Below are 12,522 nucleotides of genomic sequence, written 5' to 3'. Positions count from 1 at the left end.
AAACACGTCTACTGACGCATCGCTGCACAATCGCCTTGAGTTTTTTTACACGCCAAGTCACTTCTGTTGATTTTGCGTCAAGAGTTTTCCGTATTTTTTCGTTTTTTGCACTATTTACGATTGCAGGTCATCCAGGGAAGAACGATAAAAGCCGTAGCGATTTAGAGCCCGCTCTTGATCTGTTTACGGCGTGCAAAGTAGCACTCTGTGAAATTATCTATCCAGGGTCTCTCCATCGCGCCACTTATCATTCTCGCGATATCTTCGTTCCCGTCCTCACTGCAGGAGCCTCATCCATGCCGCATTCGTCTGTTTTGATGCGTCGACACCCTAGAGCTTTTACTCTGGTCGAGCTGCTGGTCGTCATTGCCATTATTGGCGTTTTAATTGCCCTTCTGCTACCTGCCGTCCAACAGGCGCGTGAAGCCGCTCGTCGCTCGCAGTGCATTAACAACCTGAAGCAGATCGGCTTGGCGGCGCACAACCACCACGACACGTTCCTGAAATTCCCAGCCGCGTTGTACAACCACAACAACGGCTATGCTCCCAACAACGAATCCGATCAGATTGGTCCGAACTGGGCCGTTAAGCTGTTGCCTTTCGTCGAACAATCGGCCCTGTACGACATCTTCGAGGTGAATGAGAACAACGCCAACACGGTCGACAAGTGGCAGCGCGATGTGACTCTGCCCAATGGTCAGTACGCTCGTGCCCAAGAGATCCCTGCTTACATGTGCCCATCCGACGCGGCATCGAAGACGCCTTACAGCGGTGTTGGCGGCAACTGGGGCCGTGGTAACTACGCTGCCAACGGCGGCTTCGGTTCGTGGTGGAACGATGGCGAATCGTACACGCCCAACGGCTACAGCAGCTCGGTGAACTCCGACGGCTGTTTCACGGTGAACAAGGGCCGCAACATGGCCGCCGTGACCGACGGTACCTCGAACTCGGTTCTGGTCGCTGAAGTCCGTATCGGTGAAGTCGATACCGACCAGCGCGGTGTGTGGGCGATGGGTGTTTCAGGCTCGAGCATCGTCAACAACTTCTCGCGTGGCGACTGTCATGGTCCGAACGACAAGAATGGCAACTCGGACGACGTCTACGATTGCCAGGACTTCGCCGACGGCACTGGCGGCTGCTGGGAAGGTTGCACCAACACCCAGGCCGTGGCTCGCTCGCTGCACCCTGGTATCGTCAACGTGGTGATGATCGACGGAAGTGTTCGCAGCGTGGCCGAAACGATCGACCAGCCAACATGGGCCTTCATGCACGCTATTCGCGACGGTGTGCCTTACCAGAAGCCGTAGTCCCTGCTTCGTCGACACCAGGACGGTCCGCGGCGTATCTCCTCCGTTGCGGATCGTTTTCTCGCTTGATCCCACGGCGCAGTCGTTTGGCCAAAGGGGCATTGGCCCAACGTCTGTGGTCGTGGGTACTTTCATCCAGTCTCTCGATTGAAAAGGTCCTCGAACGTGACTGCTTCTCGCCTGTTTCTTTTACTTGGTGCTTGTACGTTTCTATTCGCCAGCGGCTGTGGTGAAGCCGGCTCGAAAGTCTCTGGCACGCTCTCTAACGGCGGTGAGTCGCTGCAAGTCAGTGACCAAGGAGACCTGCAGATTCACTTCATCCAAGAGCAAGGTGGCACGTTGACCGGTCAGACTTTCATGACCAGTGTTGATTCGAGTGGCCATTTCGAGGCGGAAGTTCCTGCGGGCGAATATCGGATCGCGGTGCAGCAGTTGGATCCTTACCCGAACGTCGATAAGCTGAAGGGGAAGTTCAGTCAGAACAAGACCCCGATCAAGCAATCCATCCAACCTGGCGACAAACTGGAAATCGACCTCAGCAGCTATGAAAAGTAACGCCAGTAAATATCTCGCCCTGGCAATCACTCTTCTTCTCGTCGCATCGGTGGCCTGGTTTATTACCCGGCCACGTTGGCCTCGCCCGAATCCTGATCTTTCTGGAATGGTTCAAGCCCGTGTGCCATTCCCGATTGTCTTCACCTCGCGCAGCAGCGATGCCAGTCTGCGTGCGGCAGCCGACGAAGGAGAGCAGTTCAGCTATCCTGGTCAGTCGCTATGGCAGGCCAGCGAAGGACGGCTGCGGATGCTGCTGCCCGGCGGTCAGGTCAGCGAACTAACTTGGGGCAAGAAGCTGCCCGATGGCTCGACGCTGATTGACGTGATGAGCCCCAGCATCTCGCCCGATGGACGTAAGATCATCTTCGCCGGTCGCAAGGCGGCAGCCGATGCCGGGCACTTCCGCTTATACGAGATCAATGTCGATGGCGAAGGACTTCGGCAATTGACCGGCGGCCCAGACGATGCCGGCTGCACGCAAGTTCCACCGATGCGATATGCCGAGCATGGCACCGAGATGCTCAGCGACGACGAACGTCAAAAGGTTGACTATGACGACGTCGATCCGACCTATGCCCCCGGTGGGCACATCGTCTTCGCCTCGAGCCGCACCCCAGACCTCGGGCGTGACCACGCACGAAGAAGCACAACACTGTGGATCATGAATGAGGATGGCAGCGACAAGAAGCCTTTGTCGGCCAATCGTAACAACGACCGCTGGCCCTGGATCGCGGACAACGGCTACATCGTCTTCAGTCTCTGGAGCCGCAACCGGGAAGTGGTCTCGGCGGATCAACGTTCAATCGTGCCGATCAGCACTGTCGAAAGCTCGGCGACGCTTCCGACCGATCAGTGGCTGGGGGCCCATATCGAACCCAACGGCGACTACTTCGGCAGCGTGCTTAAAACGCGAGAGCCAGTCTGGCGTGCACGTCGACTTGAGAACAACAACTTCGCCTTCATGACGCCAACCGAAGATGGAACGCTGACCGTGGTTCAAGCCAAGGCTGGCACCATCGCCAATTCGCCAAGCTCGCTGGCGGCCGACTCGAAGCTCCCTGCTTCCAGCGATTCGCCGGTGATTGCTGGACCAACGCAAGATCAAGCAGGGCATGCTTTGCAACTGGCAACGCCTTCCATGGGACCTGGGCACAAGATCTTGCTGGCGGGCAATGTGGCCAGCGACGCAGGCGAGTGGAACCCCGACCGCTTCGGCATCTATATGGCGGACGACAACTGGGATCGCGGTAACTCGGCCGAAGCGATGAAGCTGACTCAACTGTTCGACGATCCTCACCTGGTCGATGCCGAGCCGGTCGCGGTGATGCCGCGACCGATTCATTACAACTATCAAACGCTGGAAGTCGACCAGGGGATGGCAACCGTCGCGATGGTCAATGGCGAGACACATGTCGGGCCAACAGCACGAGTCAACAACTCAGCCATCTTCCTCGAAAACAATCGTGACGCCCCAGGCCAAACGGCAGCCAACGGAGACGCTCCAATCTTCAGCGCTCCGCCACGTGACCTGATCGAGAAGATCCACATCTACGCTTCGCATCGCGATCGATTCGATGTCGCTGAAACACCTCGCGTGCCCGGCGGATTCGAGCTGGTACTTGAAGTTCCGATCAATCAGGATGGGTTCGAGTTCCGCATTCCGCCCGGTTCGCCAACAGTGCTCGCCGGAATCGATCCCAAGGGGCAGATCGCCAGTTGGCAGGGCAGGGGCCTGAACGAGGATGGCGAGATGCCGCGATTTTTCGCCTTTGCCGGCGACCACTACAGCGGTGCCCGGCCTGGATTTACGCACTTCTGCACCGGTTGCCATACTGGGCACAGCGGCACGCCGACGCTCCGCAAACCGCCGAGATAATGCCCCTGTTTGCGATGACCGATTAGGCAATTCGGGGCACTCTCGCGTGATAGTGCACGTTCCACACGGAGGAATGCCGCCACTAACGAGTCGCATGGGCGAGTTTAAGGATGCCTATCTTCCTTAACAATTTCCGCCCGATGTGCCATTACAAAATAAATCTTTTTCGGCACAATTCTAATTGCATCGGACGGGCCGAATTTCGATTCGACAGCCTCCCCGTCGCGACTTGTCACTCAGGCCAGATCGATTCGCTTCTCGATCTAGGCCAAGCCTCTTATCTCATCTTCTCAACATGAGGAACGCTCATCATGCGCGTCGTTGGACTCGCCGGACGCTCTCGGCACGGCTTTACCCTGGTCGAATTGTTGGTGGTGATTGCCATCATTGGTGTTTTGATCGCTCTTCTGCTGCCGGCGGTACAGCAAGCCCGCGAAGCGGCTCGTCGCATGCATTGCGGCAACAACATGAAACAGATGGGGATCGCGATCCACAACTATCACGACACCTATCGCTACTTCCCACCAGGCCGGGTTCAATCGGGCGAACCTTATTGGGGCAACTGGTGCATCGCGATCCTGCCATTCATCGAACAGAATGCTCTGTACGAATCGTACGACCACACGGTGACCTGCGACCATGCCAACAACGCCGACGAAGTGAAGATGCGCCTGGAAGCGTTCATTTGTCCTAGCGACACGATGCCGACGCCAATTCGCCAGCCTTCGTCCGGGTTCGCTCGCGACGCCCATGCCATGTCTTACAAAGGGATGAGCGGATACGTCGAAAACGAAGCGTATAACTGGGACCACATCAAAGAAGTCGACATGACGACGCAGAAGTGGAAAGGCATCTTCCACAGCGTCGGCAACTACAACAACGACAAACTGAACTTCGAGAGGATGGCCTCGGTCACCGATGGTACCTCCAACACGTTAATGGTGGGTGAATTCCATCAGCCGAAGGACGACGCCGGCCGTGGCGCCTTCTGGGCACATTCCAAGTGGGGCTATGGTGTCGGGTACGTGATTCTCGATCCGTACATCTTCGGCAACGAATACAACACCTGCACGGCCAACACCAGCACCAACGTTTGCCGACGTGCGTGGGCATCGCATCATCCCGGTGGTATGAACTTCCTGCGTGCCGATGCGTCGACGTTTTTCCTGCCAGAAACGATCGACCTGCGTGTCTTCGGCGCTCAAGCGACGATGGGCAATGGCGAAGTCGAGCGGATCAACTAGTCCGCTTTCGTATCATCGCATTGCTCTCTCTAGCTTAGAAAATCAAGGATCCATCATGAGAAGTTGCCACCCCATTACGTTCGCGGTGTGCGGTCTGGCCGTTGCCCTTCTGACCGGCTGCGGCCAATCGCAAGGCGAGTTCGTTCCCGTCTCCGGCAAGGTGACCGTCAAAGGAAAGCCGCAAGCGAACCTGATTGTCAGCTTTCTTCCGGTTGCCGATGGCGAAGAGGCGGTCGTTGCCTCTTCAGGTCTGACTGACGACGAAGGGAACTTCACCCTGAAGACGTCGGGCGCGGAAGGGACCGAAGGAGCCATGATTGGTCCCCATCAGGTGCGGATTCGTAACCGCATTGTGCTGGGGGCAGAAGATGCGATGGTCCCAGAGAAGTCGTCGTCGGTTAGATTGCCTGCCAAGGCGACTGACGGCAGCATGACCGTCGAGGTCCCGCCCGAGGGCCTCGACGATCTGCAGTTTGATCTCTAAAGATCTTAGACTGGCCACTTCTTACCGAGAGCCTTTTGTTGCATCTCGGTAAGCTGCTTGATGCCCCCCTTCGCCAGCTTCAAGAGCTTGGCCAGCTCTTCTTCGCTGAAGGTGGCTTCTTCGCCGGTTCCTTGGATCTCGATGAACTTGCCGCTGCCGGTCATCACGACATTCATGTCGACCGTGGCGGCAAAGTCTTCGACGTAGTCGAGGTCGAGCACTGGGGCACCGTTGACGATCCCGACGCTGACCGCGGCCAGGCTGTCTTTGAATACCGGTCGCTTCGGGTCTGGCAGTTCGATCGTGCTAATGGCGTCGGCCAAGGCGATGAACGCGCCGGTAATGCTGGCGGTTCGCGTGCCGCCGTCGGCATCCAGCACGTCGCAGTCGACCGTGATCATCTGCTCGCCCAACGCTTCCAGATCGACGACGGCTCGCAAACTACGACCGATCAACCGCTGGATCTCGGTGGTGCGGCCATCGACCTTACGAGCTTTACGCGTCGGCGTACTGCCTGGCAGCATGTTGTACTCGGCGGTGACCCAACCCTTTTCGCTTCCCTTCAACCAAGGTGGAACCGACGACTCGACACTCGCGGTGCAAAGAACGGTCGTGGTGCCGGCTTGAATCAAGACACTGCCCGCAGCATTCTTGGTGTAGCGACGCTTGATTTTGATCGAGCGAAGATCGGAAGCAGATCGGCCATCGTGACGGGGCATGAGGTTTTCCTTCTGAAGCCCCTAGGGGCCAACATAAAAAAGCCAGGAGTGGTTGCTCCTGGCTAGGTGATTTGCCAACGAGGGCTTGGCTGCAAATTGGTTCTAGTCGACGTGAATCTTGTCGACGGCTTCGGTCAGCAACCATACCAGCAGCCCCTTCTGAGCATGCATACGGTTGCCGGCCTGTTCGACGATGCGGCTGGTCGGGCAATCCATCACTTCGTCGGTCACTTCCTGACCTCGCTTGGCCGGCAAGCAGTGCAGGAAGATCGCATCCTTTTCGGCGGCAGCCATCAGCTTGCCATTTACCTGGAAGTCGGCAAAGTCTTTCTCGCGCTTGGCTTGTTCGGCTTCCTGCCCCATGCTGGCCCAGACGTCGGTGTAAACCGCACAGGCACCGGTGACCGCTTCGATTGGGTCGCTGGTCTGTTCGATCTTCGCACCGGGGGCATGCTTCAAAACGCGATCGATGAACTCTTGCTCGATTTCGTAGCCCTTGGGCGCGGCGATCGAAAAGGTCATGCCGGTCTTGGCACATGCCAACGCCAGACTGCGCGAAACGTTGTTGCCATCGCCGACGAACGTCAGCTTCTGGCCTTCCAGCTTGCCGAACTCTTCATGAATGGTCATCAGGTCGGCCAGGGCCTGGCACGGATGGCACAGGTCGGTCAGGCCGTTGATGATGATGGTGTCGGCGTACTTGGCCAACGTTTCGACCTTCTCGTGCCCTTTCGCACGACAGACGATCACGTCCAGGTACTGACCAATCACGCGGCTGAAATCTTGCGGAGCTTCACGCTTTCCCCAACCGACATCTTCGCCGAGGAAGAGACTGCTTCCGCCAAGCTGAGCCATGCCGGCTTCAAAGCTGACACGCGTACGCAGCGACGGCTTCTCGAACAATAGCCCGGCCACTTTACCTTGCAGGATTGGCTCGCGGACGCCCGACTTCAAGCGTGCTTTGAGCTGATGCCCGAGCTCGAAAATTCGCTTTAGTTCGTCGTCGGAAACGTCAAATAGGCTCAAGAAATGTCGCATGGAAACGATCTCACGAAGGTAAGGAGGCGTACGTTGCCCCAAAAAATCGAAAAGGATTACTCTGCCGTGGTGGGCAGATTCTTCAGAACTTCGGCCAGAATATCACAGCCGCGATGGACTTCTTCCTCGCTGACATTCATGGCTGGCAACAAGCGGATCACGCGACCTTGGGTGCAGTTGATCAGCAGTTGCTTTTCGAGGCACGCCTTCACGGCAGGAGCACCATCGACCGAGAGTTCGACGCCGATCATTAGACCTGCGACGCGAACCTCTTGAATCAGATCGCACTCTTCCTTCAAAGCGGTGAGTCGCTCGCGGAAGATTTCGCTGATCTGCTTGGCTTTCTCAAGCAGGTTATCACGTTCAATCTGCTGGATCGCCGCGATACCCGCCCGGGCAGCCAACGGATTGCCACCGAACGTGGCGGCATGCATGCCAGGCTTCAAGCTGGCGGCAATTTCAGGCGTGGTCAGCATGGCACCGCCAGCGACACCGCCACACAAGCTCTTGGCCAGGGTCAGAATATCTGGCTGAACACCAAAGTGCTGATAGCCAAACCATTCGCCCGTTCGACCACAACCGGTTTGCACTTCGTCGAAGATCAGCAGCAGGTTGTTCTCGTCGGCGATCTTGCGCAGACCTGCCAGGAAACCTTCTGGTGGAAGCTTCACGCCCCCTTCGCCTTGGATCGGTTCGATCATGATGGCACAAGTATGCTCGTCGACCAGATCTCGGACCGCTTCCAGATCGCCGTGAGGAGCATACGTGAAACCAGCCATCATCGGGCCGATCCCTTGATGGTACTTCGGCTGCGCGGTCGCGGTGACGGCACCATAGGTTCGACCATGAAAACCACCGAGGAAGGTGATGATCTTGTACTTTTCGTCCGGCGTGTGCAGACGAGCCAGCTTGATCGCAGCTTCGTTCGCTTCCGCACCGCTGTTACAGAAGAACGCCTTGCCGCCAAAGCTGCGGTCGGAAAGCATCTTCGCCCATTCGCCTTGGACATCCATGTGCCACGTATTAGGAACATGGATCAGCGTGGCGACCTGTTCTTGAACGGCAGCGACAACCATGTCGGGGCAGTGCCCCAGCAGGTTACAGCCCCAACCAGGAAAGAAGTCGAGATACTCTTTCCCTTCCGCGTCCCACACCTTGGAACCTTCGCCACGCACCAGGTTCACCGGATAGCGCACATAGTTGGGCACCACGTACTTTTCAAAAAGCTGAACGGTGTCCGCAGAGCTGAGGTGCTCTTGATCGGTGGTCGACATGGTTGGTTCTCCAAGACCGGGAATCTTTAACTAGGAAAGTCAAAGGACATCGGTCGGACGTAATAAGTTCGTGGTAGTGAGCGAAATCGCTCGAGGCGGTTGCACGCGAGTGGCCAATGGCGAATCGTCGTGCCGCGGTGTTGTCTTGAGTCTGGCTCCCTGATTCGCAAGCGGAAGTCAGAGAGCATTAATTGCCGGGAGGATACCCGTCGCCTGATTACAGGACGATTTCAGTCCCCACGCCAGTGTTGGTGTAAATTTCCAGCAGCAGCGAGTGCCGCAGACGGCCATCGATGATGTGGACCTTACCGACGCCACGTTCGAGCGTCTCGAGACATGCTTCGACCTTGGGGATCATGCCGGAGGCGATCTGGCCGGACTCGATCATGTTCAACGCCTTCTCGCGGTTGAGCGAATGAACGAGCGTGTCGGGATTGTCTTTGTCGGTACGTACACCATTGACGTCGGACAGGAAGACCAGCTTCTCGGCGCCCAGTGCTTCGGCAACGGCATTGGCGGCTGTGTCGGCGTTGACGTTCAGCTTCTGGCCGGTCTTCTTGTCGATGCACATGCTCGGGATGATCGGCACCTGGCCGGCGTAGCAAAGGTTCTCGATCGTCGCACGGTCGACTTCAGTCACGTCGCCAACATGCCCCAGATCGATCTCTTCGCCATCTTTGCCAGGCAGCGTCATGCGTTCGCCAAACAGCACGCACTGTGGATCGAGGTTCAAGCTCATCGCGCGACCGCCGATGTCTTCGACCTCTTGCGTGATGTTGCGACAGACTTTGCCAGCCAGAATCTCTTCGACGATCTTCAGCGTGGCGTCGTCGGTGTAACGACGTCCTTGGATGAAGTGGGGCTCGATCTTCGCTTCGGCCATCGCGCGGCTGATGGCGGCACCACCTCCGTGGATAACGACCGGACGCATACCGACGGTTTCCATGAAGACGATATCAATCAGACAGTGACGAAGTGCGTCTGGATTTTCCATAACGCTTCCGCCCAACTTGATGACCGTGACTTTGTTGCGGAAGCGGCGGATCCATCCCAAGGCTTCAATTAGGACGTCCGCTTTTTCGATGGCTTCTTTCAATGATGGATCTCTTCGTGGAGTGGAGCGAGCTCCGAGGTTCGAACGCTGTCGAACAAGACGGGCCAAATGACGACAGATCGGGAAGACGCAATTCCCCTGTCAAGACACCCTCTGTCCGGGAAAACCCAACATTTTAGGGTGTGTGAAATCAGTGTGTCAACGTAAGACTGCCCAGTTTCCCTAACAAGCCCCGGGATTTGGAGGCCGGGCAATGAAGTTCGAGAGAAGATAGGAAATTACTTCCGTTTGAGTTCCAAATTGGCCTCTGCCGTGCCTCCGGGTGGCACGTCGAAGGTTAGCTCGGTGTCATTATTGTAACGCGAGGGAACTCGTTCTTTCGTAAGGCCCAGGATCTCCCCATTGGGGCCTTCTTTTCCCACAACAGTGCTGACAGAAACGCGATGCGGCCCGACCAACGCTCCCGCGCCATCGTACAGAGAAACAAGCACAAATCGGCCTTCTGCGTTCGATCGAGCATACGAACCCTGGCCTGCTTCCAACTGGCCGGCCGCCGCAATGGGCTCGAACCCGATGACAGCATCGGCGAGCGGTTCTCCATCGAGGGTCACGACCCCTGATACGGGGACAATTTTCTCAGACGAAAAACAGCCTGAAAGAACCAGCAGCGGCAACAGCATCCCCCAAGATCGCATCATGGGACTATCCTTCTGGCGGCGATCGCAAGGCTCGCCCGGCTTGGTTTAGGGGAGCGTAGCGACTTCGCTGCGACCAATCGTCGAGAGAGCCTCGAACACCACGCTATCGATCGTTTGCGGAAGCAAGGTCACCGAACCGTCGCACATCGCGAAGTTAATGGTGCCGGCCGCATGCAGGGAGGCGAACGCGCGATAACACTTCCAATGCTGACTGCTGCCGGTCGCGATGTAACACGCCTCCCAGTCAGGAATACGCGTGTATGACTCTGGCTGAGCCGCACCCAGGTTATGGAAGTTCTGCGAGCTCGCCCAGAACGTCTTACAGTCAGGCCGCGTCTTGGTGTGATATTCCCCGATCAACAGCGTGTTGGTCGAACCATCCGAGATCGACGCGAATCGCTCGCACGTCAGGCCATTCACGCCGGTCACATGCAGCGGACCAATTGAAGCCTTCTCGGCCGCGGTGTAGGTCCCTGCGTAGGGCGGGTAGTCGAAGTAACCGTTCGCGCCCCGGAATCGCCGCCCCATGTTCCCTTTGTAAGAACCCGGGGCGATATCGGTAGCCACTAACTGGCTAGGCGTCACCAGCACATCGGTCGCCACATCGGAAGGACACATCATTGCTGGCAGTGTGGTCTTTAGCACATCCAAATTGTTGGCGTGCGAGTTAAATACGGTGGCATCGTACTGCTCGAAGAGTGCCGGCTGTTCGAGGTACGGTAAGATCGCGATCGCCCAGTTGGTCAGGTTCTGATTCGCTGCGGCGGTCGCACTCAGGTTCACACTACCTGGCGGGAATAGCTTGTAGGTGTCGTGATAATTGTGCATCGACAACGCCAACTGTTTAAGTTGGTTGCTGCATTGCATCCGCCGAGCAGCTTCCCGAGCTTGCTGGACAGCCGGCAACAGCAAGGCGATCAGAACGCCGATGATGGCAATCACGACCAGCAGTTCCACCAAGGTAAAACCACGGCCGGCACGAGGCAGGGAGGATCGCATGTTCGAGTTCCTGAGGATGAGAGGAAGGAACCGCGCTGGTGGCACCTTCCCCACAGTTTCAGGGAAAGGAATCCACCCATTGGGACGAACGTCGAAGGTTAGCCTATCGGCTATTTTCAATAACCACAACTTTTTTCTTGCTTCACCTATTCACCTGAGCTGCCACATTGCTCTAGGTCCAAGCTCGCCCCCCTCGCTACCATAGGAGGCCTGATACGAATTCCACCCAGGGTGCTAGCATGCGAAACGTTGCAATCCTTCTTCTATTTCTGGCATTACCATCGCCCGTCTTGGCTCAAGAGGTCCGCACCTATCCTGGCGTGCCTCCTTTGCAGGAAGGTCTGCCAGAGTACCTCGCGTTTCTGCAGCAGCAACAGCTTCAATCGCTGAAGCTCTTCACTACCTACCTGGCCGAGCGTGTTGAGAAGAAGGCCGTTCCGGAAGGGATTTTCCTCAACGCCCAAGCGATCTACATCGAAGCCCAGGTCAAAGCGACGCCGAATCCGGCCGAGAAGCGCGAGATGCTGGCCGAACTCTCCGAGCTGTATGCCAAGCGAAAGCAGCTTGATGCCGACTCCCCGAACGCGACTTGGTTTGGTGTCGATCGCGTAGAATTAGGGAAGATGATGCAAACGGAGTTCGAAACCTTCAGCAAGGAAGCCGAACGACCGTCGACAAACCCCAAGCGGTAATCCCATGTCGCACTACGCCCCGTTCGTACCTGCCCCACGTGTTTCGCTGATCAACGCCCAGGGAGAGTCGATTCCGTTGTCGCAAATGTATGGGCAGCGGCCACTTTTGCTGCAATTCTCGCGTCATCTGGGCTGTGTCTTCTGCGTCGATCATGCCAAGCAGTTGCTGAAGAACTACGAAACATTCCAGCGGCACAAGATCGACGTCGCCCTAGTGATCATGGGCGAGGCGGAAGAGGCTCGCAAGTTCCGCGAAGCCTTGAAGCTGACCTTCCCGGTCTATGCCGACCCAGACCAAAGTGTCTACCGAGCTTTCGACGTCCCCCGAGGCAACGTTTGGCAAGTCGCCGGCCCGCATCTCTGGTGGGAAGGGCTCAAGGCATTAACACGTAGCGGCATCGGTGTTCCGAAGGGAGATCTGATGCAGCTTTCGGGGACCTATCTGATCGACACCAATGGGCTGATCGTGTGGGACTTCCGACCTGCAACGTCGGTGGAGTTCCCCAACATCGACGAGATTCTGGTTGCGGCCGATACGCTCTCGCCGATCGCGGACGCCTGATCGAGCGTTCCGCGAAATAC

General features: G+C 57.1%; 13 protein-coding genes. 7 read left to right on the top strand and 6 right to left on the bottom strand.

Features of this window, described 5'->3' with window-relative positions; all coding sequences use genetic code 11:
* Window positions 1–296: 296 nt before the first annotated feature.
* The 5 genes from ABD890_RS13465 to ABD890_RS13445 all read left to right on the top strand — a co-directional run bounded on the left by ABD890_RS13465 (window position 297) and on the right by ABD890_RS13445 (window position 5,466).
* Entirely contained in the window at window positions 297–1,307 is a 1,011-nt protein-coding gene (locus ABD890_RS13465) for a DUF1559 family PulG-like putative transporter (RefSeq protein WP_345090121.1), read from the top strand.
* Window positions 1,308–1,472: 165 nt separating this feature from the next.
* Window positions 1,473–1,862: a hypothetical protein gene (locus tag ABD890_RS13460; RefSeq protein ID WP_345090118.1), complete on the top strand. Its 390-nt coding sequence runs from the start codon at window positions 1,473–1,475 to the stop codon at window positions 1,860–1,862.
* The gene (locus ABD890_RS13455; protein WP_345090115.1) at window positions 1,852–3,738 is read left to right on the top strand and encodes a TolB family protein; all 1,887 of its coding nucleotides are present in this window, start codon (window positions 1,852–1,854) and stop codon (window positions 3,736–3,738) included. Before ABD890_RS13460 ends, ABD890_RS13455 begins: the two co-directional genes overlap by 11 nt.
* 311 nt (window positions 3,739–4,049) lie before the next feature.
* Window positions 4,050–4,982 (top strand): DUF1559 family PulG-like putative transporter, encoded by a 933-nt coding sequence (locus ABD890_RS13450; RefSeq protein WP_345090113.1) that lies wholly within the window; start codon window positions 4,050–4,052, stop codon window positions 4,980–4,982.
* Window positions 4,983–5,037: 55 nt separating this feature from the next.
* Window positions 5,038–5,466 (top strand): hypothetical protein, encoded by a 429-nt coding sequence (locus ABD890_RS13445; RefSeq protein WP_345090110.1) that lies wholly within the window; start codon window positions 5,038–5,040, stop codon window positions 5,464–5,466.
* Window positions 5,467–5,471: 5 nt separating this feature from the next.
* Here the strand turns inward: ABD890_RS13445 and rph are convergent, their stop codons facing one another.
* The 6 genes from rph to ABD890_RS13415 form a co-directional block, all read right to left on the bottom strand.
* Window positions 5,472–6,185: a ribonuclease PH gene (gene rph, locus ABD890_RS13440; protein ID WP_345090107.1), complete on the bottom strand. Its 714-nt coding sequence runs from the start codon at window positions 6,183–6,185 to the stop codon at window positions 5,472–5,474.
* A gap of 102 nt (window positions 6,186–6,287) precedes the next feature.
* The gene (gene argF / locus ABD890_RS13435) at window positions 6,288–7,223 is read right to left on the bottom strand and encodes an ornithine carbamoyltransferase (RefSeq protein ID WP_345090104.1); all 936 of its coding nucleotides are present in this window, start codon (window positions 7,221–7,223) and stop codon (window positions 6,288–6,290) included.
* Between the two features lie 56 nt (window positions 7,224–7,279).
* Complete coding sequence (locus tag ABD890_RS13430) at window positions 7,280–8,497, bottom strand: aspartate aminotransferase family protein (protein WP_345090101.1); 1,218 nt, start codon at window positions 8,495–8,497, stop codon at window positions 7,280–7,282.
* 217 nt (window positions 8,498–8,714) lie between these two features.
* Complete coding sequence (gene argB / locus ABD890_RS13425; protein ID WP_345090099.1) at window positions 8,715–9,593, bottom strand: acetylglutamate kinase; 879 nt, start codon at window positions 9,591–9,593, stop codon at window positions 8,715–8,717.
* A 236-nt stretch (window positions 9,594–9,829) separates the two neighbouring features.
* A complete protein-coding gene (locus ABD890_RS13420) occupies window positions 9,830–10,231 on the bottom strand; it encodes a hypothetical protein (protein WP_345090097.1) in 402 nt (133 codons plus the stop codon).
* 63 nt (window positions 10,232–10,294) lie between these two features.
* The gene (locus tag ABD890_RS13415) at window positions 10,295–11,248 is read right to left on the bottom strand and encodes a DUF1559 family PulG-like putative transporter (protein ID WP_345090094.1); all 954 of its coding nucleotides are present in this window, start codon (window positions 11,246–11,248) and stop codon (window positions 10,295–10,297) included.
* A gap of 239 nt (window positions 11,249–11,487) precedes the next feature.
* Between ABD890_RS13415 and ABD890_RS13410 the strand changes: the two genes are divergently transcribed.
* The gene (locus tag ABD890_RS13410) at window positions 11,488–11,940 is read left to right on the top strand and encodes a hypothetical protein (RefSeq protein WP_345090091.1); all 453 of its coding nucleotides are present in this window, start codon (window positions 11,488–11,490) and stop codon (window positions 11,938–11,940) included.
* 4 nt (window positions 11,941–11,944) lie between these two features.
* The gene (locus ABD890_RS13405) at window positions 11,945–12,502 is read left to right on the top strand and encodes a SelL-related redox protein (RefSeq protein ID WP_345090088.1); all 558 of its coding nucleotides are present in this window, start codon (window positions 11,945–11,947) and stop codon (window positions 12,500–12,502) included.
* The last annotated feature ends 20 nt before the right edge of the window (window positions 12,503–12,522 follow it).

It is taken from the genome of Bremerella cremea, from assembly GCF_039541315.1.
Taxonomy (GTDB): domain Bacteria; phylum Planctomycetota; class Planctomycetia; order Pirellulales; family Pirellulaceae; genus Bremerella; species Bremerella cremea.
Note: the sequence above shows the minus strand (reverse complement) of the source record. Positions and strands in the feature narration are given on the sequence as shown.

Bases quoted from the DNA above. Each gene is read 5' to 3' on its own strand.
- ABD890_RS13430 (WP_345090101.1), bottom strand. From the start codon at position 8,497: ATGTCGACCACCGATCAAGAGCACCTCAGCTCTGCGGACACCGTTCAG.
- ABD890_RS13465 (WP_345090121.1), top strand. From the start codon at position 297: ATGCCGCATTCGTCTGTTTTGATGCGTCGACACCCTAGAGCTTTTACT.
- ABD890_RS13415 (WP_345090094.1), bottom strand. From the start codon at position 11,248: ATGCGATCCTCCCTGCCTCGTGCCGGCCGTGGTTTTACCTTGGTGGAA.
- argF (WP_345090104.1), bottom strand. From the start codon at position 7,223: ATGCGACATTTCTTGAGCCTATTTGACGTTTCCGACGACGAACTAAAG.
- rph (WP_345090107.1), bottom strand. From the start codon at position 6,185: ATGCCCCGTCACGATGGCCGATCTGCTTCCGATCTTCGCTCGATCAAA.
- ABD890_RS13410 (WP_345090091.1), top strand. From the start codon at position 11,488: ATGCGAAACGTTGCAATCCTTCTTCTATTTCTGGCATTACCATCGCCC.
- ABD890_RS13455 (WP_345090115.1), top strand. From the start codon at position 1,852: ATGAAAAGTAACGCCAGTAAATATCTCGCCCTGGCAATCACTCTTCTT.
- ABD890_RS13450 (WP_345090113.1), top strand. From the start codon at position 4,050: ATGCGCGTCGTTGGACTCGCCGGACGCTCTCGGCACGGCTTTACCCTG.
- ABD890_RS13405 (WP_345090088.1), top strand. From the start codon at position 11,945: ATGTCGCACTACGCCCCGTTCGTACCTGCCCCACGTGTTTCGCTGATC.
- ABD890_RS13445 (WP_345090110.1), top strand. From the start codon at position 5,038: ATGAGAAGTTGCCACCCCATTACGTTCGCGGTGTGCGGTCTGGCCGTT.
- ABD890_RS13420 (WP_345090097.1), bottom strand. From the start codon at position 10,231: ATGCTGTTGCCGCTGCTGGTTCTTTCAGGCTGTTTTTCGTCTGAGAAA.